This is a genomic window from Mesorhizobium sp. P170090 (genome assembly GCF_057786115.1).
Genome location: NZ_JBYNWH010000001.1, coordinates 828,444 through 853,172, shown reverse-complemented (window position 1 = coordinate 853,172; position 24,729 = coordinate 828,444). Strand labels below are relative to the sequence as shown.

Annotated in this window: 32 protein-coding genes and 1 pseudogene; 18 read left to right on the top strand and 15 right to left on the bottom strand. The window is 63.6% G+C overall.

Annotation, left to right across the window (positions count from 1 at the left end):
• Window positions 1-437: 437 nt before the first annotated feature.
• The 4 genes from AC3EML_RS04265 (at window position 438) to AC3EML_RS04250 (ending at window position 2,750) form a co-directional block, all read left to right on the top strand.
• Window positions 438-905: a hypothetical protein gene (locus tag AC3EML_RS04265; RefSeq protein WP_352520686.1), complete on the top strand. Its 468-nt coding sequence runs from the start codon at window positions 438-440 to the stop codon at window positions 903-905.
• Window positions 906-1,243: 338 nt separating this feature from the next.
• The gene (locus AC3EML_RS04260; protein WP_352520687.1) at window positions 1,244-1,591 is read left to right on the top strand and encodes a hypothetical protein; all 348 of its coding nucleotides are present in this window, start codon (window positions 1,244-1,246) and stop codon (window positions 1,589-1,591) included.
• Window positions 1,592-1,910: 319 nt separating this feature from the next.
• The gene (locus tag AC3EML_RS04255; RefSeq protein WP_352520688.1) at window positions 1,911-2,282 is read left to right on the top strand and encodes a hypothetical protein; all 372 of its coding nucleotides are present in this window, start codon (window positions 1,911-1,913) and stop codon (window positions 2,280-2,282) included.
• A 96-nt stretch (window positions 2,283-2,378) separates the two neighbouring features.
• Window positions 2,379-2,750 (top strand): endonuclease domain-containing protein, encoded by a 372-nt coding sequence (locus AC3EML_RS04250; protein ID WP_352520689.1) that lies wholly within the window; start codon window positions 2,379-2,381, stop codon window positions 2,748-2,750.
• 168 nt (window positions 2,751-2,918) lie between these two features.
• On the opposite strand, the gene AC3EML_RS04245 is transcribed toward AC3EML_RS04250, so the two are convergent.
• The gene (locus tag AC3EML_RS04245; RefSeq protein WP_023728762.1) at window positions 2,919-3,239 is read right to left on the bottom strand and encodes a hypothetical protein; all 321 of its coding nucleotides are present in this window, start codon (window positions 3,237-3,239) and stop codon (window positions 2,919-2,921) included.
• A 163-nt stretch (window positions 3,240-3,402) separates the two neighbouring features.
• On the opposite strand from AC3EML_RS04245, the gene mbfA reads away from it, so the two are divergent.
• Window positions 3,403-4,386 carry an iron exporter MbfA gene (mbfA, locus tag AC3EML_RS04240; protein ID WP_023673250.1) on the top strand — a complete coding sequence of 328 codons (984 nt, stop codon included), beginning with the start codon at window positions 3,403-3,405 and terminating at the stop codon, window positions 4,384-4,386.
• A gap of 160 nt (window positions 4,387-4,546) precedes the next feature.
• Here the strand turns inward: mbfA and AC3EML_RS04235 are convergent, their stop codons facing one another.
• The 3 genes from AC3EML_RS04235 to AC3EML_RS04225 all read right to left on the bottom strand — a co-directional run bounded on the left by AC3EML_RS04235 (window position 4,547) and on the right by AC3EML_RS04225 (window position 5,533).
• Window positions 4,547-4,891, bottom strand: coding sequence for an antibiotic biosynthesis monooxygenase family protein (locus AC3EML_RS04235; protein ID WP_023819290.1), 345 nt, complete (start codon window positions 4,889-4,891; stop codon window positions 4,547-4,549).
• A complete protein-coding gene (locus AC3EML_RS04230) occupies window positions 4,888-5,244 on the bottom strand; it encodes an NIPSNAP family protein (protein WP_023692959.1) in 357 nt (118 codons plus the stop codon). The genes AC3EML_RS04235 and AC3EML_RS04230 overlap by 4 nt, the downstream gene beginning before the upstream one ends.
• 85 nt (window positions 5,245-5,329) lie before the next feature.
• Window positions 5,330-5,533, bottom strand: coding sequence for a DUF1127 domain-containing protein (locus AC3EML_RS04225; protein WP_352520690.1), 204 nt, complete (start codon window positions 5,531-5,533; stop codon window positions 5,330-5,332).
• 69 nt (window positions 5,534-5,602) lie between these two features.
• On the opposite strand from AC3EML_RS04225, the gene AC3EML_RS04220 reads away from it, so the two are divergent.
• Complete coding sequence (locus AC3EML_RS04220; RefSeq protein ID WP_352520691.1) at window positions 5,603-6,307, top strand: ArsR/SmtB family transcription factor; 705 nt, start codon at window positions 5,603-5,605, stop codon at window positions 6,305-6,307.
• 210 nt (window positions 6,308-6,517) lie between these two features.
• On the opposite strand, the gene ligD is transcribed toward AC3EML_RS04220, so the two are convergent.
• On the bottom strand, window positions 6,518-9,028 hold the full coding sequence (ligD, locus tag AC3EML_RS04215; protein WP_352520692.1) for a DNA ligase D: 2,511 nt from the start codon (window positions 9,026-9,028) through the stop codon (window positions 6,518-6,520).
• Window positions 9,029-9,039: 11 nt separating this feature from the next.
• On the bottom strand, window positions 9,040-9,906 hold the full coding sequence (gene ku, locus AC3EML_RS04210; RefSeq protein WP_023825849.1) for a non-homologous end joining protein Ku: 867 nt from the start codon (window positions 9,904-9,906) through the stop codon (window positions 9,040-9,042).
• A 345-nt stretch (window positions 9,907-10,251) separates the two neighbouring features.
• On the opposite strand from ku, the gene AC3EML_RS04205 reads away from it, so the two are divergent.
• From AC3EML_RS04205 to AC3EML_RS04195, 3 genes are all read left to right on the top strand, one after another.
• Window positions 10,252-10,401, top strand: coding sequence for a hypothetical protein (locus tag AC3EML_RS04205; RefSeq protein ID WP_196813601.1), 150 nt, complete (start codon window positions 10,252-10,254; stop codon window positions 10,399-10,401).
• 179 nt (window positions 10,402-10,580) lie between these two features.
• Window positions 10,581-11,006, top strand: a complete 426-nt coding sequence (locus AC3EML_RS04200) for a thiol-disulfide oxidoreductase DCC family protein (protein WP_352520693.1) — start codon at window positions 10,581-10,583, stop codon at window positions 11,004-11,006.
• A gap of 62 nt (window positions 11,007-11,068) precedes the next feature.
• A complete protein-coding gene (locus AC3EML_RS04195) occupies window positions 11,069-11,257 on the top strand; it encodes a hypothetical protein (RefSeq protein WP_352520694.1) in 189 nt (62 codons plus the stop codon).
• Between the two features lie 32 nt (window positions 11,258-11,289).
• Here the strand turns inward: AC3EML_RS04195 and AC3EML_RS04190 are convergent, their stop codons facing one another.
• Window positions 11,290-11,751, bottom strand: a complete 462-nt coding sequence (locus tag AC3EML_RS04190; protein ID WP_352520695.1) for a RidA family protein — start codon at window positions 11,749-11,751, stop codon at window positions 11,290-11,292.
• A gap of 235 nt (window positions 11,752-11,986) precedes the next feature.
• On the opposite strand from AC3EML_RS04190, the gene AC3EML_RS04185 reads away from it, so the two are divergent.
• Together AC3EML_RS04185 and AC3EML_RS04180 are read left to right on the top strand one after the other, a co-directional pair.
• Window positions 11,987-12,355, top strand: coding sequence for a YciI family protein (locus tag AC3EML_RS04185; protein WP_023681239.1), 369 nt, complete (start codon window positions 11,987-11,989; stop codon window positions 12,353-12,355).
• 7 nt (window positions 12,356-12,362) lie between these two features.
• The gene (locus tag AC3EML_RS04180; protein ID WP_023732802.1) at window positions 12,363-13,607 is read left to right on the top strand and encodes an RNA polymerase sigma factor; all 1,245 of its coding nucleotides are present in this window, start codon (window positions 12,363-12,365) and stop codon (window positions 13,605-13,607) included.
• 9 nt (window positions 13,608-13,616) lie between these two features.
• Here the strand turns inward: AC3EML_RS04180 and AC3EML_RS04175 are convergent, their stop codons facing one another.
• From AC3EML_RS04175 to AC3EML_RS04165, 3 genes are all read right to left on the bottom strand, one after another.
• Window positions 13,617-14,243, bottom strand: a complete 627-nt coding sequence (locus AC3EML_RS04175; protein WP_352520696.1) for a glutathione S-transferase family protein — start codon at window positions 14,241-14,243, stop codon at window positions 13,617-13,619.
• 200 nt (window positions 14,244-14,443) lie between these two features.
• Window positions 14,444-15,418 carry a cysteine synthase A gene (gene cysK, locus AC3EML_RS04170; protein WP_023672045.1) on the bottom strand — a complete coding sequence of 325 codons (975 nt, stop codon included), beginning with the start codon at window positions 15,416-15,418 and terminating at the stop codon, window positions 14,444-14,446.
• 179 nt (window positions 15,419-15,597) lie between these two features.
• On the bottom strand, window positions 15,598-16,215 hold the full coding sequence (locus AC3EML_RS04165) for a LysE family translocator (RefSeq protein ID WP_023698059.1): 618 nt from the start codon (window positions 16,213-16,215) through the stop codon (window positions 15,598-15,600).
• A gap of 178 nt (window positions 16,216-16,393) precedes the next feature.
• Between AC3EML_RS04165 and AC3EML_RS04160 the strand changes: the two genes are divergently transcribed.
• Window positions 16,394-17,299: a hypothetical protein gene (locus tag AC3EML_RS04160; RefSeq protein ID WP_156937162.1), complete on the top strand. Its 906-nt coding sequence runs from the start codon at window positions 16,394-16,396 to the stop codon at window positions 17,297-17,299.
• A gap of 23 nt (window positions 17,300-17,322) precedes the next feature.
• Here AC3EML_RS04160 and AC3EML_RS04155 read toward each other — a convergent pair whose 3' ends face one another.
• From AC3EML_RS04155 to hrcA, 3 genes are all read right to left on the bottom strand, one after another.
• The gene (locus AC3EML_RS04155) at window positions 17,323-18,672 is read right to left on the bottom strand and encodes a PQQ-dependent sugar dehydrogenase (RefSeq protein ID WP_023732804.1); all 1,350 of its coding nucleotides are present in this window, start codon (window positions 18,670-18,672) and stop codon (window positions 17,323-17,325) included.
• A gap of 106 nt (window positions 18,673-18,778) precedes the next feature.
• The gene (locus tag AC3EML_RS04150; RefSeq protein WP_023672050.1) at window positions 18,779-18,979 is read right to left on the bottom strand and encodes a hypothetical protein; all 201 of its coding nucleotides are present in this window, start codon (window positions 18,977-18,979) and stop codon (window positions 18,779-18,781) included.
• A gap of 36 nt (window positions 18,980-19,015) precedes the next feature.
• Complete coding sequence (gene hrcA, locus AC3EML_RS04145) at window positions 19,016-20,101, bottom strand: heat-inducible transcriptional repressor HrcA (protein ID WP_023681233.1); 1,086 nt, start codon at window positions 20,099-20,101, stop codon at window positions 19,016-19,018.
• Window positions 20,102-20,249: 148 nt separating this feature from the next.
• Here hrcA and rph point away from each other — a divergent pair, with 148 nt between their 5' ends.
• The 6 genes and pseudogenes from rph (at window position 20,250) to AC3EML_RS04115 (ending at window position 24,137) form a co-directional block, all read left to right on the top strand.
• The gene (gene rph, locus AC3EML_RS04140) at window positions 20,250-20,966 is read left to right on the top strand and encodes a ribonuclease PH (RefSeq protein ID WP_023672052.1); all 717 of its coding nucleotides are present in this window, start codon (window positions 20,250-20,252) and stop codon (window positions 20,964-20,966) included.
• Window positions 20,967-21,156: 190 nt separating this feature from the next.
• The gene (locus AC3EML_RS04135; protein WP_023692947.1) at window positions 21,157-21,567 is read left to right on the top strand and encodes a VOC family protein; all 411 of its coding nucleotides are present in this window, start codon (window positions 21,157-21,159) and stop codon (window positions 21,565-21,567) included.
• Window positions 21,567-22,214 (top strand): RdgB/HAM1 family non-canonical purine NTP pyrophosphatase, encoded by a 648-nt coding sequence (gene rdgB, locus AC3EML_RS04130; RefSeq protein WP_023692946.1) that lies wholly within the window; start codon window positions 21,567-21,569, stop codon window positions 22,212-22,214. Before AC3EML_RS04135 ends, rdgB begins: the two co-directional genes overlap by 1 nt.
• Entirely contained in the window at window positions 22,214-23,371 is a 1,158-nt protein-coding gene (hemW, locus tag AC3EML_RS04125; RefSeq protein ID WP_023681230.1) for a radical SAM family heme chaperone HemW, read from the top strand. Before rdgB ends, hemW begins: the two co-directional genes overlap by 1 nt.
• A 68-nt stretch (window positions 23,372-23,439) precedes the next feature.
• Window positions 23,440-23,811 carry a hypothetical protein gene (locus AC3EML_RS04120; protein WP_023672057.1) on the top strand — a complete coding sequence of 124 codons (372 nt, stop codon included), beginning with the start codon at window positions 23,440-23,442 and terminating at the stop codon, window positions 23,809-23,811.
• Window positions 23,812-23,814: 3 nt separating this feature from the next.
• Window positions 23,815-24,137, top strand: a pseudogene (locus tag AC3EML_RS04115) (low molecular weight protein tyrosine phosphatase family protein).
• Between the two features lie 113 nt (window positions 24,138-24,250).
• Here the strand turns inward: AC3EML_RS04115 and AC3EML_RS04110 are convergent.
• Both AC3EML_RS04110 and AC3EML_RS04105 read right to left on the bottom strand, forming a co-directional pair.
• Window positions 24,251-24,439: a hypothetical protein gene (locus AC3EML_RS04110; RefSeq protein WP_023672058.1), complete on the bottom strand. Its 189-nt coding sequence runs from the start codon at window positions 24,437-24,439 to the stop codon at window positions 24,251-24,253.
• A gap of 7 nt (window positions 24,440-24,446) precedes the next feature.
• Window positions 24,447-24,632 (bottom strand): hypothetical protein, encoded by a 186-nt coding sequence (locus AC3EML_RS04105; protein WP_023672059.1) that lies wholly within the window; start codon window positions 24,630-24,632, stop codon window positions 24,447-24,449.
• Between the last annotated feature and the right edge of the window lie 97 nt (window positions 24,633-24,729).

The window sequence follows — 24,729 nt, the reverse complement described above, 5'->3', positions numbered from 1 at the left end:
TCAACATCAGTGTACCAAATACGCCATACCCCGCGCCTGACGTCCAATCTTGTGCGGATTAGAACTCTGAAACCGTCGCGGCTCGCCAGCTTTGCGGCGGTTTCTTGATTCTGGACGGCTTCAAGATGCGGTTAAGCTATGCCGAGAGTCAAGGCATGACTAATAAACCATTAACGGAAGCTAATGGTTTCGGGATTTCCCCACTAAGTACAAGCGCTTACGCAACTCCTCCCAGCGGGGATAACTCAGCGCAAAGCGATCCCGCTCCGACGAACAATACTTCTTGTTTTCTAAAAAGCAAACATCATGAAGAGGTCTGATTCTATCGCACTGCAACATAGGTCCACATCACTGACGCTTTATTGTAAGGCGACCATCGCCAAGTTTTGCGATCACCCTACCCTGCGGTATCCCCGCCCGGCTCAGGGAGACATCACATGCGCACCACCTCCGACACCGTCGCCGCCATCGGCCTCGCCATAGGCGGTGCCTTCGGCCTGGCCGGCACCTTCGTCTCCAGCGCTCCGCTCCGCGAAACATTCTGGGCGATCGATGGCGTGGCGCTTGTGGTGGCAACCGCGCTGCTCACCATGAAATACCAGCGACTGGGCAATGACTGCATAGCTGCCGGGTTCCTCACCTTCCTCGTCGGCGAGAGCTTGATCATATCAGGCAATGCGGCGGGGCTGGAGGCCAGCGTTCCCTCCTATGTCGGCGGCATCTCGCTGTGGGCGGCAGCGCTGGTCCTGATCGGCGCGGCGAACACCTTTGCACTCTGGATGCGGCTCACCGGCCTCATCGCCGCCGTGCTGTTTGTGGTGACGGTGGCCATGGTGCTGTGGGGCTCTCCCTTGCTGCCAACCTCGGCGCCGCTGCCCGCCGCCGGCTATCGTTCCTGGTGCTGACTTTTGCCGGCTGGATATGGACGTTGCTGAAGTCGCCGAGGTGATTGACGCGATCCGACGGCTGGCGCCGCATGTGAAGTGGGGCAGTAGGGGGCGTAGGGTATCACGAGGCCGCCCCCTCATCCGGCCGCTTCGCGGCCACCTTCTCCCCGCTGGGGAGAAGAGGCGAGCACCAGCGCCGAGCGAGCTCCTCTCCCCTCGGGGAGAGGTCGGATTGCCCCGAATTGCCTTTCGCAATTCGGCTGGCAGTCCGGGTGAGGGGGACTTGCCTAGCCGTGGCTCTAGGCCCGGCCCTCGCGGCGTGCGACCCTCGCATCTCCAATTCGGGACCGCCCATCATGCTCCGCCTCACCCTTGCCGCCCTCCTCATCGCCACGCCGGCGCATGCCGCCGATATGGCGTTCTTCGTCAAGAATTTGCGCAGCCAAGCGGTGGCGGTGGAGCTGTTCAGCCGTGACCGCAAGATGTCGTGGCCGGGCGGCGACCAGGTGTTTCTGATCGAACCCAGCTCGCAGAAGTCGGTGCCGATCTCGTGCAATCCGGGCGAGAACATCTGCTACGGCGCCTGGGTGAATGGCAATGATGCGATTTCGGCCGGCGTCGGGCCGGATAATGACCAGCCGTGCGATACGTGCTGCTTCATCTGCGTGGAGAAGACGACCGAGACGATCGATCTGGTTGAGTGAGGGGCGGGGCGCCGAAGCTGCTGATCTCCCCCCTCGTGGGGGAGATGTCCGGCAGGACAGAGGGGGGCGCGAAGGATCGCCAGCGTATGGATCAGCAAGCCTAAAATTGAAATGGCGCGGCTGCAGGAATGAGAGGTCGGCGGGACAGCGCCCCCCTCTGCCTTGCCAGGCATCTCCCCCACGAGGGGGGAGATCAGCAGCTCCACCAACCTCTCCCAATCCCCCCAAAATCAGTCACGCCCCGCCCTTCAATCTCCGCCGCCATCATGCGATGCTGATTCCCTCGGCCGGGGGGCCGATTTGCCTCGGGGGAAACACCATGTCTTTCACTTGTCTGCGCCGCATCGTCGTTGCGCTTTCGCTTGCCGCGCTGTTTGCGCCGTCGGCCTACGCCGCCGACATCACCTTCGCCGTCAAGAACAGCCATCCCAACGCCATGCGCCTCGAGCTCTACAGCCAGGACCGCGACTATGTCTGGCCGGGCAATGACAAGGATTTCTATCTCGACGATGGCGAGACCAAGCAGATCCCGGTGTCGTGCGACGAGGGCGAGTCCATCTGCTACGGCGCCTGGGTCGACGGCGACGAGGGAACCTATTGGGGCGTCGGCCCCAACAACAAGGAAAGATGCGAGGATTGCTGCTACACCTGCAATGGCGGCGAGACGGAAGAGATTGAACTGACGCCGTAGGAAGTAAAGCCAATCTCCCCCCAAGTGGGGGAGATGTCCGGCAGGACAGAGGGGGGCGCCGTAGAGCGCAAGCCTCGGCAACCACCGAGCATCGTAATGCCGCACACGCCTCTACCGCCTCGACATCGCGCAAACGCCAGATCGATGCGCAAAGTGCTGACGCCAGCCGAGCTCAAGCTCTGGAACGAACTTCGTGCTCACCGGCTGATGGGGCTTGGCTTCCGACGACAATTTCCGATTGCCGCCTACATTGTCGACTTCGCTTGTCCCGAGAAGAAGCTGGTCATCGAAGTCGATGGCTCCCAGCATACGGACGCCGGCGCGGCTGCCGGGGATGAAACGCGGACATCGCACCTCGAACAAGATGGCTGGACCGTCCTGCGGTTCTGGAATGACGACGTCATCCGCGACATCGACAATGTCTGCCAGCATGTTGTGATTGCGGCTGGGCTTGGAGGCGCATCCTGAACGGTGCTGGGCTTTAGGGCAGGGAAAGGTCGGCGGGACAGCGCCCCCCTCTGGCCTGCCGGCCGTTCGTCGCTCGGAAAGCCAAGCAGTTGGCTTTCCGTCCGCTGCGCGGACCACTCCTCAACCCCCACGAGGGGGGAGATCGGGTTTCCCCGCGGCTTTCGCCAATTAGCCCAGCAACGCCCTCTGCCGCTTCGGCCCGCCCGCCTTGCGCCAGGAGTTGAACCGGTGCGTCGCGGCGGCAAACGAGATCTTCATCTGCTGGGCGACCGAGTAGCGCGACCTGCCTTCGTCGAACAGGCGGTAGCAGCATTCGACGCCCTCCTCGGTCAGCTTGCCGTCGGGCGCCTTGTTGTGCGGATTGGCGGGGTCGAATTTTTCGACTTGCTGTTCGACCAGGCCTTTCAGCCGCTGCAAATCGGCCTCGATGCTGGCGATCAGATCGAGGACGGGTTTCGGATCGAAGTGGTCGTGCGGCTTTGCCGTCATCTTGCTCATGCCTTTCGCTTGCGTGTCGCGACAATATAGGTGAACATTTGCCGATAATGAAGAGCGCGTTGCAATCCGGCGCTTCAACATTTCTTGACTGGTGATTGACCGCGGAGACTGCAGCGCCTAGTTTAGAATTGTTCTAAACTGGGGTGAATTTCTCATGCTTTCCCGTGTCTTCGGTTTCGGCCGCCGTCCTTTCGAAACGCTGTCGGAACAGGAGATCCTGGCGCTGGCAATTTCGTCCGAAGAGGATGACGGGCGCATCTACCGCGCCTATGCCGACGGGCTGGCGGACAGTTTTCCGCAATCGGCGAAAGTGTTCGAGGCGATGGCGGAGGAGGAGGACGGGCATCGTGATTCCCTGATCGAGCTCTACCGCAAGCGTTTCGGCGAGCGCATTCCGCTGCTGCGCCGCGAGCACGTGAAAGGCTATTACGAGCGCAAGCCCGACTGGCTGGTGCGGCCGCTGGGCATCGAGCATGTGCGCCGCCAAGCCGAAGAGATGGAGCGGCAGGCCTATCGCTTCTATGTCGAGGCGGCCAAGCGCACCAGCGACGCCTCGACCCGAAAACTGCTCAACGACCTTGCAGCGGCCGAGCAAAGCCATGAGAATTCGGCGCATCGGCTGGAGCAGAAACTTGTGCCGGGCGAGGTGAAGGACGAGGAAGCCAGCGCCGAGCAGCGCCAGTTCATCCTGACCTATGTGCAGCCGGGACTGGCCGGGCTGATGGACGGCTCGGTGTCGACACTGGCGCCGATCTTTGCCGCCGCGTTTGCCACGCACGACACCTGGCAGACGCTGCTGGTCGGCCTCGCCGCCTCGATCGGCGCCGGCATCTCGATGGGCTTTACCGAAGTCGCTTCGGACGACGGCAAGCTGTCGGGGCGTGGCTCGCCCATCAAGCGCGGCCTGACCGTCGGCATCATGACGACGCTGGGTGGGCTGGGCCACGCGCTGCCTTACATCATCCCGCATTTCTGGACGGCGACGGCGGTGGCGGCCGTGGTGGTGTTCTTCGAATTGTGGGCGATCGCCTTCGTGCAGAACCGCTACATGCAAACCCCGTTCCTGCGCGCGGCGTTTCAGGTGGTGCTGGGCGGGGCGCTGGTGTTTGCGGCCGGGGTGCTGATCGGGAATGCGTGAGCGCCAAGCGCCCCCTCACCCAGCCTCCGCTTCGCTCGGCTGACCTCTCCCCGAGGGGAGAGGAGATTTTCGAAGCCTGCGCCAGTCTCTTCTCCCCAGCGGGGAGAAGGTGGCCGCGAAGCGGCCGGATGAGGGGGCCTGGCGCGACGCCGATACCTAGTCACCCATTCACCGCCCTGCTATCCTCTGGCGCCTCGTCCCTCTCCGTCAGCCCGTAATCCCGCACCACATGCGCAATCCGCAGCCGGTAGCCGGCAAATATTCCGCCGCGGCCCGCATGCTGCGCCTGCCGGTGCTCTTCCGTATTGCGCCAGGCTTTCACCGCTTCCTCGTCGCGCCAGAAGGACAGTGACAGGACCCGGTTGGGATCGCCCAGGCTCTGGAAGCGCTCGATCGAGATGAAACCGTCTATGCCGTCGAGCAGCGGCCGCAGTTCGGCAGCGATGCAGAGATAGGCATCGCGCTTTCCCTCAGCCGGTTGCACCTCGAAGATGACAGCGATCATATCTCCTCCTTGACCGCGGTCTGGAACAGCTGCCGCGGTCCATGCGGCCCCGACACCAGCTTCAGGAAGATGCGGTCCTCTTTCAAGATGAACTTTTCGCGGCGGGCGAATTCGTAATTGGCCTTGCCCGCCGGATCCGCGGCGAGACGGGCGCGATATGCTTCGTAGGCGGCGAGGCTGTCGATGCTGTAGGCGGCGTAGGCGGTGGTGGCCGAGCCCTCATGCGGGGCGTAGTAGCCGATCAGATCGGCGCCGCAGCGCGGGATCGCCTGGCCCCAGGCCTTGGCATATTGCTCGAAGGCCGGCTTGCCGAACGGGTCGATCTCATAGCGGATGAAGCAGGTGATGGTCATCGTGATCTCCTTGGGTTTCGCATCGATAGTTCGAGCGGCGTCGAAACGTTGTGCCGCAGGGTCTGCTAAGCAAAAGCGCTGGCGGTCAGGCCTGCCAGAAGGATTTTGCGCATTCGCGGCGCACATCCTCACGGGTCAGGCCGAGATCGCGCAGCAGATGGTCGTTGACCTCCGCGAGGTCTAGCCGCTGCAGATGGCGGTCGTACCAGCGGGCGAGAAGCCGCCGTTGCAGCCAGGTGACGAACGGGAACGGCCGGCGGCTGGCGAGTGGGGCGGAAGCGGTTGGCATCGGCGTTCTCCTTGATCCCGCCCGACAATAATGCTTATCTGACGAGAATGCTTCGATGGAGGCCTAACTATGCGTGAAGGACCCGACATTGCCCGCATCGCCAGCCTGGTCGGCGATCCGGCGCGGGCAAACATGCTGAATGCGCTGATGGGCGGCACGGCTTTGACGGCGAGCGAACTGGCGCTGGAGGCCGGCGTCTCGCTGCCGACGGCGTCCTCGCATCTGTCGAAACTGATGGAGGGCGGGCTTTTAACTTTGGCCAGCCAGGGACGGCATCGCTATTACGGCCTCGCCGGGCCGCAGGTTGCCGGCATGATCGAGGCGATCACCGGGGTGGCCGAAGCGGTCGGCCCCAAGCGGGTGCGGCCCGGCCCGCGCGACGGCGCCATGCGCGTGGCCCGCGTCTGCTACGACCACCTCGCCGGCGAGCAGGCGGTGGCGATGCTGGACCGGTTCGTCGCGCGCGGCATCCTGTTGCGCGACGACATTGAGATCAGGCTCGGGGAGACCAGGCCGGGGGAGATCCGGCTCGGGCCGTCGGCCGCATCGCATTTTTCCGCCATCGGCATCGATGTCGGCGCCAGGCCGCGCCGGCCGGTCTGCCGCGCCTGCCTCGACTGGAGCGTGCGCCGCTCGCACCTTGCGGGAACGCTCGGCGCGGCTATTCTGGACAAGATCCTGTCGGAGAAATGGGCAAGGCGGGAGAAGGACAGCCGCGCGGTGGTGTTTTCACCGCCGGGGAAGCAGGCGTTCGAGCGGGTGTTTTTGGGTTAGTTTGCAGGCGCTAATTGGGCGACGCTGGTGGGACAGCACCCCCCTCTGGCCTTCCGGCCATCTCCCCCTCAAGGGGGGAGATTGTACGCCTGGTCGCTTTCGCCAACCATCAACGCTGTAAGGCAGGAACGGCGAAACTGCTAATCTCCCCCCTTGAGGACAGAGGGGGGTGTGACGGAACGCTTGCGTAGCAGGTGAGGCGCGCGACGCTCACCCCCGCTTCAGCACCTTCGCCTGCTCGAAGAAATCCGCCCACGGATCGGCCTTCTCCAACTCCTTCAGCGTCGTCTTGTCGCCGATCGGGAAGGAATTCGGCGCCAGCCCCTTTTCAACCTCCGCCCACGTTACCGGCACCGACACCGTCGCGCCCTTCTTGGCGCGGGAAGAGTAGGGCGCGACCGTGGTCGAGCCCCTGCCGTTGCGCAGATAGTCGACGAAGATTTTTCCAGTGCGCGCCTTTTTCGACAGCGTCGCCGTGTAGCGGTCGGGCGCGGCCTGCTCTAGCGCCTTGGCGAAATCATGCGAGAAGGTTTTGACCGCCTCCCAATCCGCCGACGGCTTCAGCGGCACGAGCACGTGATAGCCCTTGCCGCCTGACGGCTTGACGAAATTCGGCAGCGACAGATCGTCAAGCTTGCCCCTGATGTCGAGCGCGGCCTCGCGCACCGCCTTGACGTCGACGCCTTCATCGGGATCGAGATCGAAGATGATCTGATCCGGCTTTTCCAGCTCATCGATCTTGCAGCCCCAGATGTGGACCTCGACCACGCCGTACTGGACCAGAGCGGCAAGGCCGTCGAAATCGCGGATGAACAGGATTTCCTCGCCATCGGTCGGGTCCTTCATGCGGGCAATCTTGTCGCTCATGCCGGCCGAAGCATGTTTCTGGAAGAAGCGCGGACCGCCGATGCCATCCGGCGCCCTGACTAGGCTGAGCGGCCGGTTGATGATGAACTGCTCCATGCGCGGCCAGACCAGCGCGTAGTGTTCGAGCAAAGCCTGTTTGGATATTTTTTCCTCGGGCCACAGCAGCTTGTCGGGATGGGATAGTTTTACCCTGGTCGTGATCGTCGCGGGCGCCTTAGCCCCGGCGGCCTTGCCGGCGCCGCTTGCCGCAGGCTTTGCCTTGTTCGCCGCCTTCGATGGCTTTTCCTGCACGACTTCCTCCGCCGGCTTGTCCTCGCGCAGTCCCTGGAACGACGCGTGGCGTATTATACGGTCCGACGTCCAGCTGCGGAACTCCACTTCGCCGACAAGTTCGGGCCTGACCCAGACCAAACCCTTGCCCTTCGGCACGGCGGCGGCAAAGGGCGAGGCGTCTGCCTTCAGCGCATCGAGTTTTTTCTTCAGATCGGTGGCGCTCCTGGCTGTGAAGCCCGTGCCGACGCGGCCGGCATAGTGGAGCTTGCCGCCCTCGTGGTAGCCGAGCAGCAGCGAACGCAGGCCGCGGCCGGTCTTGTCCGAGGGCAGATACCCGCCGATGACGAATTCCTGGCGGGCCGTGCATTTCGATTTCACCCAGCTTGGGCCACGGCCGCTGCGGTAGGGCGCATCGGCGCGCTTGGAGACGATGCCTTCGAGGCCCATGCGGCAGGCGTGCTGCAGCATGATCTTGCCGGGCTCAGCGAAATGGTCGCTGAAGCGGACGGCGGCATTTTCGGCCGTCTCGCCGAGCAACTCCTGCAGCGCCTGCTTGCGCTCGACCAGCGGCTCGCGGCGCAAATCCTTGCCGTCAAGCCGCATCAGGTCGAACACATAGTAGGTGAAGCGGTCGGTTCGATTGGCGGAGAGATCCTGCTGCAGCAGCGAGAAGGACGAAACGCCGCTGTCGGCGAGCACGACGATCTCGCCATCGATGATGGCGTCGCTGCATTTCAGCTGGGCGAGTTCCGCGACGATCTCGGGGCCGAATTTCCCCGTCCAGTCGAGGCCGGTGCGGGTCAGCAGCCGCACCTCCGTGCCGGCGATCTGCGCCTGCATGCGGTACCCGTCGAACTTCACCTCATGCAGCCAGTCCTCGCCGGGCGGCGCCTCGCGCTCCAGCGTCGCCAGCTGCGGCTCGACGAAGTCGAAGCGCTTGCCGGCTTTCGCCTTGCTGGATGCCGCGGGCTTGTTGGAGTGCCAGACCTTCGGCTTCTTGCCGTCGGCGGTCTTGCCTTCCGCGACCTCTTCGATGGTCAGGCCGGACTTCACCGATTTCGGTGCGTCCTTCAGGATATCCTCGCCGGGGCGGGCGGCGGCATCGTCGGATTTGATCAGCAGCCAGTTGTCGCGCTTTTCGCCCGGGCGGGGTCTTAACCTGACCAGATGCCACCGCCCATTCAGCTTCTGGCCGTTGAGTTCGAAGTCGATATGGCCCTTCTTCATCGCCTTGGCCGGGTCGATCTCTGGCGTCCATGTGCCTTCGTCCCAGACGATGACGGTGCCGCCGCCATACTCGCCCTTGGGAATGGTGCCCTCGAAGCCGGCATAGTCGATCGGGTGGTCCTCGACATGCACGGCCAGCCGCTTCTCGTGCGGGTCGAGGCTCGGGCCCCGCGTCACCGCCCAGCTCCACAACACGCCCTCATGCTCGAGGCGGAAATCATAGTGCAGCCTGGTCGCGTCGTGCTTCTGGACGACGAAGATGCCGCCGGGCTGCTTGCCGCGCGCGACCTTGCCCGCCGGCTCGGCCGTCTTCTTGAAATCGCGTTTGGACTGATATTGTTCGAGGCTGGCCACGGCGCCGACCCTCAAGCCGACTTGCGCTTGGGCGCAGAAGCTTTCGCCTTGCCGCTTTTTGCCGCCGGCTTGGCCTTCTTCGCCGGGCCTTCCGCCTGGCCGCCATCGGACAGGCTCTTCTTCAGCGCGTCGAACAGATTGACGACATTGGACGGCTTGGGCGCGGCCTGCGCTTTCGGCGCCTTCGTGCCGGCCTTCTTGGCGCGGATCAGTTCGAGCAGCGCGTCCTCATACTTGTCCTCGAATGTCGACGGATCGAACTTCCCCTTTTTCTTGTCGATGATGCGTTCGGCCATATCGGTCATCTCCTGGTCGGTCTTCACCGCCTTGATGTCGCCGAAGATGCTCTCCGGCTCCCGCACCGTGTTGCCGTAGCGCAAGGTGGTCAGCACCATGCCTTTGCCGCGCGGCTCGATGACCACGGGCCGCTCGCGGCTATAAAGCACGACGCGCGCCAGCCCGGCCATCTTCTTGTCCGCCATGGCATCGCGGATGACGGCAAAGGCCTCCTCCGACACCTTGTCGGCGGGCGTGACATAATAGGGCGTGTCGAGATAGATCTGCTCTATCGAGGCTTTGTCGACGAAGCCGTCCAGCGCCATCGTGTGCGAGGACTCGATCTGCACCGCTTCGATCTCTTCGTCCTCGATATGGACGAACTCACCGGGGCTCACCTCATAGCCCCTGATCTCGTCGCCATCGCCCAGCGGCTTGCCGGTTTCAGAATCGACATAGATGCGCTTGACCGTGTTGCCGGTCTTGCGGTTGAGCACCCGGAACGAAACTTTTTCGGCGTGGGTGACGACGTTGGTCAGTTCGACGGCGCAGGTGACCAGCGACAGTTTCAGATAGCCCTTCCAGGCGGGGCGAGGTGCCATGGCGAACTCCTGCGCGATGCGGTTCAAGCGAGAACGGGCAAGGCCCGTTCCGGTTCCGGGCGCGCAACCAGGGGCATTTCGGCAGCGAGCATGGAAATTTCGAGAGGCTCGCCAAATTTGAAACAGAACCGCGCTCAAGCGACATCCAGACGAAACATATGTGATGCAAAAGTCACAATGCCGGAAATGGCGACGAACCACACCGAAAGACCCCCAAACAGCCGCATTCCGGCCACGAAGCATGGGGTTTTCGACCAAAGATTAACATCGTGTTCACCGACTATTCACGCCTGGACGCTATGATCCCCGCAATCGGACGGGACATCCGAAAATCGGGACAGGGACTTGAGTAAAATGAAATTCTGGGGCCACATCGCCGGCTATGCCGCCGCCATCCGCGAGTTCATCGCGCCGACCTATCGGCCGGAGCGCTACTACATGCGCGGCCCGGGTCCGGCCTGCGCCCGTCGCGGCAGCTCGCTTGGCGCGCATTGATCATGACGTTCGAAACGCGTCACGACAGCCGGATCTGCAGACCGGAGGCCGATCCCCGCGCAACCACCTATCGCGCCGAGCGCCCCGCGCTGGCCGCGAGAAGCCGTGCGACAACGCCGCGGCTTTGATCCCGCTGCCGGCGGGCTTAGTGTCTGAAGACACAAGCTGCCGGACGTCCCGTGACTTCTTCTCCTGAACCCTTCGATGCCAGCCAGCCATTGATCGTTTTCGACGGCGTCTGCGTGCTGTGCTCGGGCTTCGTACGCACGGTGGTCGGGATCGACGGCAAAAACCGCTTCCGCTTCGCCACCGCGCAGTCGCCCTTCGGCGAGGCGCTGTTCCAGAGATACGGGCTGCGCACCGACAGCTACGAGACCAATCTGGTCCTTGTCGGCGGCGCTCCCTTCATCCGGCTGGACAGTTTCATCGCGGTGATGGCCGAACTCGGCTGGCCGTGGCGGGCGGCGAAGGCCCTGCTGCTCATCCCGCGCCCCTTGCGTGACTGGCTCTACGAACGCATCGCCAAAAACCGCTATGCCACGTTCGGCCGCAAGGACAGTTGCGAGATCCTGTCCGCCGCGATACGTGCGCGCGTGATCGGCTAATCGCATGTCACCCAAAAGTGACCTCGATTCCGGGAAAACGACATACGCAAAAGAGCGGCGCGATGAGGCTTCTGGTCGTTGGCGGCTATGGCATTTTCGGCGGCCGCATCGTGCAATTGCTGGAGAGCGAGCCACGCCTGATCCTGCTCGTCGCCGGGCGCTCACTGGCCAAAGCCGAGGCCTTGTGCAACGCCCGCACCGGCGCGGCGGCGCAGCTCGTGCCGGCGCGCGCGCTTCGGTCGCAACAGTGACCTCGCGCAAGGCCGGCCTGTTCGTTCGCGCCTCAGTCCGGCAGCGCCGCGACGGCGACGATCTCGATGACGATGTCTGCCTGGGCAAGCGCTGCGACGCCGATTACCTCCGAAGGAGGCGGATTGTTGTCGCTGCAATGCTTCGGACAATGCTCGGCGAAAAACGCGTCCAGCACGTCGAGACGAAAATTAGGCGAGCTGAGGACGCCGCCGTCGGGAAATGGCCCTTTGACGAAAAAGGTCAGCCTGATGAGATGGTCGAGCCCGCTGCCAAGTTCTTCCAGATCCGATTTGATGTTGCCGAGAACTTCCCGCCACTGCGCCGCGGCATCGCCGGCGAAGCCGCCACCCTTCTTGGCGGCCGGATCGTAGTCAGCCGATGTCGCGGTGTTGCCGCAGAGATAGACGGTGCCTTTCGCACCGCTGACGACCGTGCCTTTGCCCCATGGCATCAACCGGCCGTTCTTGAATTTCTTGTGGGTCACGAGTTCCATTCTCTTCTCCCATGCCTCGTGTGACGTGCCCGCCAACGACAGAGGATAGTGCTGTGCGGAGCCACGGCCAGTCCGCTGCCGGTCATCCGCCAGCAGACGGAGGAACATCTGGTCCTTGCGAAATCTCCTGGCGGAGGCGAAAGTTTTTTCTGAAGCCTGTCGAAATCGGCCGCCGCCGCGCGACATACGTCTGGCCCCGCTAGGACGCGGCCTTCGAAACCACGGGAGAAGACCCATGCGATACATGCTTTTGATCAACAGCGACGAAGCCGCGCAGGCGAACACGCCAATCGAGAAGGCTCAGCAGATGAGCGCAGCATATGCCGCCTATACCGAAGCGTTGAAGAAATCCGGCGCATGGCTCGCCGGCGAACGGTTGCGCCCGACCCAGGCGACCACCTCGGTGCGGATCACAGACGGCAAGACCAACGTGATCGACGGCCCCTATGCCGACACCAAGGAGCAGCTTGCCGGCTTCTACATGATCGAGGCGGCCGATATCGATACCGCCATCGACTGGGCGGCGCGCTGTCCGGCGGCGAGCGCCGGCACGGTCGAGTTGCGGCCGATCTGGGAAATGGCCGACTACATGCCCAAGAAATGACAATGTGATGGACAGTCGCCCGGAGATCGCGCGGGCGGCGGCCGAAGCGGCCGCCCGGCAGAGTTACGGCAAGCTGGTCGCCTGGCTAGCGGCGCGCACCCGCGACGTGGCCGGCGCCGAGGACGCGCTGGCCGAGGCCTTTGCCGCGGCGCTGGAGCGCTGGCCACAGACCGGCGTGCCTGAGAAGCCTGAGGCATGGCTGCTGGCCGTCGCGCGCCGCCGTGGTGTCGATGCGGTGCGCCGTCGGCTGACCAGCGAGGCGAGCCGCGACCATCTCAAGCTGATGGCCGAGGAGATGGAGGCGAGCATGGAAGACGAAGACCTGCCCGACGAACGTCTCAGGCTGATGTTTGCCTGTGCGCATCCGGCAATCGAAGCCAGCGTGCGGGCGCCGCTGATCCTGCAAACGGTTCTGGGTTTCGACGCGGCGACGATCGCCTCGGCCTTCCTGGTTTCGCCGGCGACGATGGGCCAGCGTCTGGTGCGCGCCAAGAGCCGCATCCGCGAGATCGGCATTCCGTTCCGCGTGCCGGATCGCGCCGAACTCGGCGAGCGGCTGGAAACGGTGCTGGAAGCGATCTACGCGGCTTTCGCCGAAGGCTGGACCGACCCGGCAGGGACCGAGACGAGAGCGCGCAATCTGGCGACCGAAGGCATCTGGCTCGGGCGGCTGGTGGCATCCCTGATGCCGGACGAACCGGAAGCGCTCGGCCTGCTGGCGCTGATGCTGTTTGCCGAGGCGCGGCGCTCGGCGCGGCGCGATGCGGCTGGAGATTATGTGCCGCTCGCCGACCAGGATTGTCTTCTTTGGGATCACGCGCTGATCGACGAAGCCGAGGCGCTGCTGGGCCGCGCCGCCACCATGGGCGTCATCGGCCGCTATCAGCTCGAAGCGGCGGTACAATCGGTGCATGCGACGCGGCGACGGACCGGCCAAACCGATTGGGCGGCGATCCGTAACTTCTACGATGCGCTGTCGGCGATATCAGGCTCGCCGGTGATTTCGATCAACCGCGCCGTGGCGATTGCCGAGGCCGATGGGGCGGCGGCAGGACTGGCGGCGCTCTACGTGCTGGGCGACGACAAGCGGCTCAACGACTATCAGCCCTATTGGGCCGCTCGCGCCGGCCTGCTGGCCAGGCTCGGCAATGCGGCGCAAGCGGTCGAAGCCTATGACCGGGCGATTGGCCTTGAACGCGACCCCGCCGTGCGCCGCTTCCTGCAGGCGAAACGGGCGATCCTGCGAAATTGAAGCGTCCGTTCAGGCCGGCCACATCTCATGCGTGGTGTTGAGCCGTTTCATCAGCGGATGCGCGAGCAGCGCCGACCATAAGCGTTCGATGTTCGGCCAGTCGGCTCGCGCCTTGTCCATGTCGGGGTGCCAGGCCACCAGCATGACGAGGTAGATGTCGGCCAGCGACATCGCGTCGCCGACCAGCCAGCCGCGCCCCTCGAGAGCTGCATCGACAATGGCGAAGCCGCGGTCCATCTCGGCAATGGCTGCCTGCTTGACGGCTTTCTTGCCGTCGGCATCGGTGGTGTAGCGATGGGCATAGTAGAGGCGCAGGATGGCGGGGTAGAGCACCGATGACATGAACGCCATCCAGCGCAGGAAACCGGCGCGATCCGGCGATCCGGCGGCCGGCGCCAGACCCGCCTCCGGATGGCGCTCGGCAAGCAGGATGCAGATCGCCGCCGATTCGGTTATCGATTGACCGTTGGGCAAGGTCAGCACCGGAACCTGGTTCAACGGGCTGATGTCGAGGAAAGCCGGGTCCGGCGGATCCTTCTTCGGCACATCGATCTGGTCGAATTGCGCGTTTGCCAGCGCCAATGCGGCCTCGACGACGAAACCGCCACTGCCTGGGCGCGTGTAAAGCTTGTACATGTGATTCTCCCCCTGCCCGCGCGAAGCAGGCCGGGGCGATTTGACCCTGAAGCCGCCTCCCGCTCAAGCCGGTGGCGGACGCCACAGCCGGGTTTTCTGCGGTCCAGCCATGAGACTTCCGATGTAGGAGGGACAGCACCCCCCGATGCCCGGCAGGGCAGAGGGGGGTGCGAAGGATCGCCGCCTATCTCGTTGAGACGTTAAGCGCCCAGCCCGTCGAACAGGATCGTCGACAGATAGCGCTCGGCGAAGGACGGGATGATCACCACAAGGTTCTTGCCCTTGTTCTCCGGCCGCGACCCGACGGCGATGGCGGCCTGCAGGGCAGCGCCCGACGAGATGCCGACCGGCACGCCTTCAAGGCGGGCGACGAGGCGGGCGTTGGCGACCGAATCCTCGTTGGAGACCTTGACGATCTCGTCATAGATCGAGGTGTCGAGGATCTTGGGCGCAAAGCCGGCGCCGATGCCCTGGATCTTGTGCGGGCCGGGCTGGCCGCCCGACAGCACCGGCGAGGCCTCCGGCTCGACGGCGACGACATGCACCGAGGGCTTGCGTTGCTTCAGCACCTGGCCGACGCCGGTGATCGTGCCGCCGGTACCGATGCCGGCGACGAAGATGTCGACCCCGCCATCGGTGTCGTTCCAGATCTCCTCGGCGGTGGTGCGGCGGTGGATCTCCGGGTTGGCCGGGTTTTCGAACTGCTGCGGGATGACGGCGTCAGGCAGGGTGGCGGCCAATTCGTCGGCCTTGGCGATGGCGCCCTTCATGCCTTTCGGCCCTTCCGTCAGCACCAGTTCGGCGCCGAGCAGCGCCAGCATCTTGCGGCGCTCCACCGACATGGTTTCGGGCATGGTCAGGATCAGCTTGTAGCCCTTGGCGGCGGCGGCGAAGGCGAGCGCGATGCCGGTATTCCCCGAGGTCGGCTCGATCAGCGTCGTCTTGCCGGGTTTGATCCGGCCCGACGCTTCCAGCGCCTCGATCATGGAAACGCCGATGCGGTCCTTGACCGAGGCGATCGGATTGAAGAATTCGAGCTTGGCAAGAAGGTTGGCAACGACGCCCTTCTCCTTGGCGAACTTGTCGAGCCGCACCAGCGGCGTGTCGCCGATCGTCTCGGTGATCGAGTTGTAGACACGGCCGCGGCCGGGCACGCGCGCGGAAGGCTTGTTCATTGGTTTCGCTCCCAAATCAGATCAGGCAATTGGCGTCGGCGGACAGAATAGGGCTTTCGCCCGCGCAAGATAGGCTGCCGGCCGAAAATATCGAGTGGGCCGCTTGCTGAAAACGCTTGTCTCCTCAAGCCGCATTTTCCGGATGGACCGATCGGCGGAATGGATGGGCCTGAACCGATCTACTGACGTGCGGCAATGGCAGCGGCCGCGCCCACCATGAAGCCGGCGGCGGTGCGGTTCAGCGCCTTCAGCGCGCGTGGCGATTTCAGGAACCAGCGCGCCTTGGCGGCCAGCGCAAGATATGGCACCAGCACCACGAAGAGCACGATGACGGTGAGCGCGACCAGGATGCCGTAGTCGGCGAGCGTGATGGTCTTCAGGTCGACGATGGTCGGCGTGATGGCGAGGTAGAAGATCATCGTCTTCGGGTTGCCCAGCGTGACGGTGAGGCCGGCAAGGAAGCTCGATACCAGGCCGCCCTTGCCTTTCCTGGCCTCGACAGTCTCGGGCGTGATCCCGGCCGTCCAGAAACGCCAGCCGAGGAAGGCGAGATAGGCGACGCCCAGCCATTTGATGGCGAGAAACACCATGCCGAAGCTTTGCGCGACAAAGGCAAGGCCGAGCACCACCGCGGTGAGATAAATGAGGTCGCCGAGCATCAGGCCGAACGACATGGCCAGCGACGAGCGGAAGCCGGATCCGAGCGCCCGCGCCACAAGCGCGGTGACGCCGGGGCCGGGAATGGCGGCGGCGATGCCCAGCGCAGCACTGTAGGCAAGGAAGCCGGTGAGGGTCATGACGGTCGCACCTCGTGAAACGACTCTGATGCCATGAAAGCCTGCAACGGCAAAACGGATTCGATTGCGCCAAGCAGGACATGAAAGCCGGTCATCCTCGCCTGAAAGCGAGAGATGGTTCACTTACGTCCCGAAGGCGGTCGGCTATCTCGCATGGCTCCGAACGGCAGGAGCACCCATGTTAGCCAAAAGACTTCACATCCAGCTCATGAAGTGGATGCCCAACAACTATTCCGAAGCACGCGGTCACGTCCACGAGCTGGAATGGTATCTGTGGTTCGAGGGGCGTCAGGCTTTCAGCCTGTTCGACAAGGGCGATAGCGATGTCGTTCCGCAGACTGGATATTTTACCGACAGCCGAAACCCTGGCGCTCACCCCATTCGTCCGATGATCTATCCGCTGGTCGTCAACAACCCCTTCAAGGTGCGGCTGGTGGCGATCGAGCGTGACGGACCGCAAAAGATAGACCCCGACGACACCGCCAAAGGCGAATTCTACATCGACCTCGACACCAAATATCCGCCGGTCTCCGACTGGCGCATCATCGCTGCCGATCCGCGCAATACCGACCTCAACGTGGAAGCGTCGTTCCAGCTGCAATGGCTGGACTATGTCGATACCGCCGAGATTGCCGAGGATGGCCCGCCACGCATCATCGACAAATCCAACTATCCCTATCCGTGGGGCGCCAATGTGATGGTGTTCGAGCACTGGCTCGGGCTTGGCCGCAAGGCGCCGCTCAAACTCATCGACCCGAACCGCGCTTCGCGCCGCGAATACTGGATGATCAATGGCAATGCGGCCCGGCGCATGGTGCAGGACCTCTATCGCTTCAACGTCAACCAGCTTGGCCTCGCCAACGACACCATCAGCAGTGTTTACGTGCCGAAGCTCAATGCCGGCCACGTCACGGTGACGCTTTACGAACACGATTTCAGCGACGGCCGCTTCGCGCAAGGGGCGAAGAAGTCCTTCGGCTCGGTCGGCCTCTTCAATCTCAGGGATACCGGTTTCGATGACCGTGTCTCATCGGCCGAGGTGATCCATACCTATCCCAAGGTGATCCATCGGGACGTACATTAGGGCCGGTTGCGCAGTTCGCCGGCTCAGGACGGGCCGTCGACATGGGTGATGCGCCAGATGGTGCCGTTGCCATCCTCGGTGACGATAAGCGCGCCGTCCTTGGCCACCGCGACGCCGACCGGCCGGCCCCAGACGGCGTCGTCGGAGAGGACGAAGCCGGTGATGAAATCCTGGTACTCGCCGGTCGGCTTGCCGTCGCTGAATCTCAGCCGCACCACCTTGTAGCCGGTCCTCATACCACGGTTCCAGGAGCCGTGCAGGGCGACGAAGGCGTCATCCTTGTACTCTGCCGGGAAATTGCCGCCGTCATAGAAGGCGATGTTGAGCGGCGCCGAATGCGCCTGCATCAGCACGTCGGGCACGGTGACCGAGCCGGCGAGGTCTGGGCGCGCGCCCTCGTGACGCGGGTCCTCGTTGGCGCCGATATAATACCAGGGCCAGCCATAGAAGGCGCCGTCCTTGACTGAGGTGGCATATTCGAACGGCACATCGTCGCCGAGACCGTCGCGCTCGTTGACGACACACCACAGCGCGCCGGTGGCCGGTTGCACGGTCATGCCCGAACAATTGCGCAGGCCGGTAGCGAGGATGCGGCCATTCTTGCCGTCGGGGCCGAAGGCCAGCACGTCGGCACGGCCATCCTCGGAACCCCAGGTGGCGCCGAGTGGCTGTGATTTTGCCCAGGCGTCAAGGCCGCCCTTCGGTGCCTTCTGCATGCCCTCCGCGACGTTCGATCCGGAGCCGACCGAGAGATACAGCGTCTTCCCGTCCGGCGAGAAGGCGATATCGCGGGTCCAGTGGCCGCCGGTAGGGATGTCGGAGACAATCGTCTCCGGTTCGCCGGAGGCTTTAAGGTCGCCGTCGCGATAGGCGTAGCGGACCACGCTGTCGTTGTTGGCGACGTAGACCCATTGCGGCTTGTCGCCAGGCGGGTAGAAGGCGATGCCATAGGGCTGGTTGAGATTGTCGGCAAAAATGCCCTCTTCGGCCGGCTTCGCGCTACCCTTGGCCAGCCGATAGACGCGGATCTGGTTGGCGTCACTGTCGGCGACGAACAGGTCGCCGTTCGGCGCCACGCGCACGACCCGCGGATTGGAAATGCCGGAAGCAACCAGTTCGGCCGAAAACCCAGGCAGCAGGACGGGCTTCGCGCCCTCGGGCCGATCGCCAAGGCCGGCGCTGTTGGAGGCGGATTCGGTGATGTTGGGTCTTTTCAGATCATCCGGCCTAATCAGCCGGCGCACACCTGGCTTGTCGGCCTTCCAGTCGCCGAAAGCGTCCTTGCCGGTCAGCAGCAGTTGATCAGCCTGCTGGGCGAAGGCGCTGGTGGCCAGAAGCAGGGCAAGGCCTGCGAAGCCGGCAATCCGGATCATGCTGTTCTCCTCGAACTCGCGCCGGTCGGCGCGTCACGACAAGGGAGATATTGTGCGGCCGCCGCAAAAGAGAAGCGTGCGCGCGCAGATTCGACGAGAGAACCGCTCAACTTTCCTCTTCGACGTCCAGATCGTCGTCGAGACGCTTTTCCAATGCGACGAGATCTTCCGGCAGCGGCAAGCCCATGGCGCGCATTTCGCGCAGTTTTTCGCGCAGCTGCTCCTGGATTTCGTGCTCGTCCTCCGGCTGGTTGACCATTTCTTCGAGCAGCATGCTGATCTGGGCCTTGAACGATTCAAGCGCCATTCTGCGCCCTCCTTTACGGTGATCCCGGCTTCGGAATTATCTTAACATCCGGGTAATCAATTGCGCAGTGTAGTCGACCATAGGCACGATGCGGGCATAATTCAGCCTGGTCGGGCCGATGACGCCGAGCGCGCCGACGACGCGGGCGTCCTTGTCGCGGTAAGGCGCCACGACCAGCGACGAGCCGGAGAGCGAGAACAGCTTGTTTTCCGAGCCGATGAAGATCCGCACGCCGGGGCCGTCCTCGGCGAGGTCAAGCAGCTGGATCAGCCCGTCCTGCGTCTCCAGATCCTCGAACAGGTGGCGCAGCAATTCGATATCGGCCTGGGCGGTGACGTTTTCGAGCAAATTGGCGCGGCCGCGCACGATAAGGCGCGCCGGCAGGCCGCTGTCGGCGCCGGCCCACACCGCCAGGCCTTTCTCGACCAGATCCTGCGACAGCGTGTCCAGCGCTGCCCTGGTCTCGTCCTTGATGCGGGCGATCTCGATGCGCGCCTCGGCGAGCGTGCGGCCCCTGATATGGGCGTTGAGGAAGTTGGAGGCCTCGTGCAGCTGCGAGACGGTGATGCCGGCCGGCAGGTCGACGACGCGGTTCTCGACATCGCCATTCTGCGACACCATCACCGCCAGCGCCTTGGTCGGCTCGAGTTGGATGAACTCGATGTGCTTCAGCGCCACCTCGTTCTTGGTGGCGAGCACCAGGCCGGCGCCGCGCGACATGCCCGACAGCATCTGGCTGGCCTCGGTCAGCATGTGTTCCAGCGTCGCGCCCGAGCCGGAGGCGCGCACCTGCGCCTCGATGACCCGGCGTTCCTCGTCGGAGAGATCGCCAAGCTCCATGAAGGCATCGACGAAGAAGCGCAGGCCGGTCTGGGTCGGCAGGCGCCCGGCCGAGATGTGCGGGGCATAGATCAGGCCGAGATGTTCGAGGTCGCTCATCACATTGCGGATGGTGGCCGGCGACAGCGACGACGGCAGGATGCGCGACAGGCTGCGCGATCCCACAGGCTCACCGTCCTTCAGATAGGATTCGACGATGCGCCTAAAAATGTCGCGCGAACGCATGTCGAGCGATTGCAGCGCGGGCGCCAGCAGACTGGGTTCGGTGACTGCCTTGGTCATTCGAGCCAAAAACCTCCGGCCCAAGGATATAGACTTCCCTCGCCCCCGCGCAACCCGGCGTCTGTATGGGGGCCTTTTCCTTTGCGCCATGGGCTGCATGCGTCTACAAGCCGCCGACGAAACCATAAAAGAACAGAAAGAGGCCTCGATGCGCCCTTCCAAACGCCAAGCCGACGAAATGCGCGCCATCTCCTTCGAGCGCGGCGTCTCCAAACACGCCGAAGGCTCGTGCCTGGTGAAATTCGGCGACACTCATGTGTTGTGCACGGCGAGCCTGGAGGAAAAGGTGCCGGGCTGGATGCGCAATTCCGGCAAGGGCTGGGTGACGGCGGAATACGGCATGCTGCCGCGTTCGACCGGCGAGCGCATGCGCCGTGAAGCTTCGGCCGGCAAGCAAGGCGGCCGCACGCTGGAAATCCAGCGGCTGATCGGCCGCTCCTTGCGCGCCGTTGTCGACCTGCAGGCGCTGGGCGAACAGCAGATCACCGTCGACTGCGACGTCATCCAGGCCGATGGCGGCACCCGCACGGCGTCGATCACCGGCGGCTGGGTGGCGCTCTACGATTGCCTGCGCTGGATGGAAGCGCGGCAGATGGCCAGTGTTGCCAAGGTGCTGAAGGACCATGTCGCGGCAATTTCCTGCGGCATCCATGACGGCCAGCCGGTCATCGACCTCGACTACATCGAGGATTCATCTGCCGGCACCGACGCCAATTTCGTCATGACCGGCAAGGGCGGCATCGTCGAGATCCAGGGCACCGCCGAGGGCGAGCCTTTCTCGGAAGGGCAGTTCGCGGAGCTGATGGGCCTTGCCAAGAAGGGCATTCAGCGGCTGGTGAGCTTGCAGCAGATGGCTGTGGCTTGATTGAATTTAACGTGATGACGTCGGCGATCCTTCACACCCCCCTCTGGCCTGCCGGCCATCTCCCCCGCAAGGGGGGAGATCAGAGGTCGCTACCGTTTTCGCCAACCATCAACGTTGAGACGCCGCCAGCGGAACTGCCAATCTCCCCCCTTGCGGGGGGGATGCCCGGCAGGGCAGAGGGGGGTGCCTGATGCAACCCTCCGCTATTCTTGAGTCAGCGCTTTACGTCACGGATCTCGCCGCTGCCGAAGCCTTCTACTCCAACGTCCTCGGCCTCCCTCTCCTCGGCAAGGTCGACGGCCGCCATCTCTTCTTCCGCTGCGGCCCGGGCGTGCTGCTCATCTTCAACGCCGAAGCCACCAAAATCCCGCCGGCGCCCGATGCGCGGCTGAAAGTGCCGCCGCATGGCACGGTCGGCGAGGGCCATCTCTGCTTTGCCGCAAGTGAGGATGAACTCGCACAGTGGAAGGCGCAACTTGAGGCGAAAAACATCGCCATCGAAAGCGAATTCGAATGGCCGCAGGGCGGGCGCTCGATCTACATACGCGACCCCTCGGGCAATTCGATCGAATTCGCCGAGCCAAGGATCTGGGGCCTTTGATGCATTCTCTCGATGGAAAGAAGATCGTCGTTGCCAGCCACAATGAAGGCAAGCTGCGCGAATTCGCCGATTTGATGGGTCCGTTCGGCTTCGAGGCGAAGTCGGCCAAGGACTACGGCCTGCCGGAACCGGAGGAGACCGGCACCACCTTCGAGGAAAACGCCTACATCAAGGCCTTCGCCGCGGCTAAGGCGACCGGCCTGCCGGCGCTGTCGGACGATTCGGGCCTGTGCGTCGACGCGCTCGACGGCGCCCCCGGCGTCTACACCGCCAATTGGGCCGAAGCTCCCGATGGCAGCCGCGACTTCGGGATGGCCATGCAGCGCACCGAAGTGGCCTTGCAGGAGGTCGGCGCCGCCAAGCCAGCGCAGCGCAAGGGGCGGTTCGTCGCCGTCATCTGCCTGGCCTTCCCCAATGGCGAGGCTGAATATTATCGCGGCGAAGCTGAGGGAACGCTGGTGTGGCCGCCGCGCGGCGAACTGGGCTTCGGCTACGACCCGGTGTTTTTGCCCGACGGTTTCGACAAGACGTTCGGCGAGATGAGCGCTGAGGAAAAACACGGCTGGAAGCCCGGTCAGCCGACGGCGCTGTCGCACCGCGCCCGCGCCTTCCAGAAATTCGCCCGCGCCAGGTTAGGCTCAGCTTAATGTCGCTGGACCGCAGCCCGGGCTTCGGGGTCTACATCCATTGGCCGTTCTGCGCCGCCAAATGCCCGTATTGCGACTTCAACAGCCATGTCCGTCACCAGCCGGTCGACCAGGAGCGCTTTGCCCGCGCCTTCGAGAACGAGCTGAAGACCATGAGCGAGCGGACCGGGCCGCGCGAAGTGACCAGTATCTTTCTCGGCGGCGGCACACCGTCGCTGATGCAGCCGCAGACGGTGGCGGCGGTGCTGGACGCCGTGGCGAAGAACTGGACGGTGCCCGACGGCATCGAGGTGACGCTGGAAGCCAATCCGTCCTCGGTCGAGGCCGAGCGATTTCGCGGCTACCGCGCCGCCGGCGTCAACCGTGTGTCGCTCGGCGTGCAGGCGCTGAACGACAAGGATCTGCGCTTCCTCGGCCGGCTGCACAATGTCGACGAGGCGCTGCATGCAATTGGCCTGGCACGGGACATATTCCCAAGACTTTCCTTCGACCTGATCTACGCCCGCCCCGGCCAGACGCTGGATGACTGGCAGGCGGAGCTCGAACAGGCGATCGGCCATGCCGCCGACCATCTGTCGCTCTACCAGCTGACCATCGAGGAAGGCACGCCGTTCCATGCCCTTCATGCGGCGAACAAATTCATCATCCCCGATAATGACCGGGCCGCCGATCTCTATGCGCTGACGCAGGAGATCACCGCAGCGCATGGCCTGCCGGCCTATGAGATTTCCAACCACGCCAGGCCGGGCGCCGAGAGCCGGCACAATCTGACCTATTGGCGCTATGGCGAATATGTCGGCGTCGGACCGGGCGCGCATGGCCGCTTTATCGAGAACGGCCACCGCACCGTGACGATCGCCGAGCGGATGCCGGAGACCTGGGCCAATCTGGTGGAGGCCAGGGGCCATGGCGTCACCGGCGGCGAGATCCTGACGCGCTCCGAAGAGGCCGACGAGTTCCTGCTGATGGGGCTGAGGTTGGCCGAAGGCATCGACCTTTCCCGCTACGAGGCGTTTTCCGGGCGCGGCCTGTCGAGCGCCCGGCTGACCGTGCTGCAGGATGAGGGGCTGGTGGCGCCGATCGGCAATGCCAGGCTACGCGCCACGCCAGCCGGCATGATCGTGCTCGATGCCGTGGTGGCGGATTTGGCGCGGTGAGCCCACAGGGCAAATGGCCGGGCTGTTGGACGATTTATCGGCTTGAGCAAGGATGTTAGAAAGTCGACTTGTTGAACCGCTGGCGTGCCAGCGCCGCATCCGAGGTGACTCCTGCGATGACGTTCCTGATCCACGAGACCTTGATGACATTGAACACGGATGATGTGTTCGAGTTTGGATTGACCGAAATCTTGAGATCTCCAGAGCAAGACGACCTCTTTGAGGCTCAGGCGATTTTCATCAGGAACGCAACGGTCACATCGAAACTAAAATTGACCCACTTGAGCGAATTCAGCGTTGTCCTCAGTTTCATAACATATATTGGAAATAAGCTTCGCGGAATCGCCAAGGATGAGTTGCTCGAGTTTGATCTGAATGGACTCACATTTGATCAGTACATCCCTCTCAGCAAAAATCTGCGTAAGATCTGGGATGAGTAGTCGGTGAAGAACGTCCTGTTCGTCTGCAGCCAGAACCGCTTGCGCAGCCCGACCGCCGAGCAGGTGTTCTCCAAACGTAGGGATATCGAGGTCGAGTCGGCCGGCACCAATCACGATGCAGACACGCCGCTGACGCATGAACTGGTCGCCTGGGCCGACATCGTCTTCGTGATGGAAAAAGCGCACCGCACCAAGCTGCAGAAGAATTCAAGGAGAGCCTGAAGAAGGCCCGCGTCATCTGCCTCGACATCCCGGATGACTACGGATCCATGGATCCGGAGTTGATCGACCTTCTGAAGGCACGGGCTTCGCGATATCTCGATTGAACTATGGGGGCTTCGCAACCACGCGTTCGTCATCCTCGAGTCTGCGCCGCGTCGCTTCGCTCCTTGCTCGCCCGTGATGACGAAGTGAGGGTGGTCCTCGCCAATCGCGAAGGTCAAGCGTCGTGCTTGAAGCGGCGCTTGCCGCGGTGTTTCTCGGCATGCGCCTCTCCGGTCCGGGCCGGCTTGGCGTCGCTCTTGTCCCGGCGGACGCTGTTCTGGTCGTTCATCGGATGCGGCGGCGCGCCTTCGCGGGCGCTCTTCGTTTCAAGACGGGTGATGAAGATATCGAAACGATTGGGCATCGTACGGTCAGTGCTCCGTCGTGCTGTCCGGTTTGTTGTCCGAAAGCCTGACATTCGTCGGCAAGGCGGTGGCCGTCCGACTGGCCAGGCCGGTGTCGCTTTCGGCGAGCGCACGCTTGCCCTTTCGCGCAGTGAAGCGCTTGCGCTCGGCATAATAGGGCTCGAAAACGTCCTGCAATTCCAGGCTGTCCATCCTGTCCTCCTCCTCAAGAGACTCAGGTATTCAATCCGCCAGCCACGCTTTCGTTCCCCACTGTGGCAAAGACATGGCCGCCGGGTTACATCGGCGT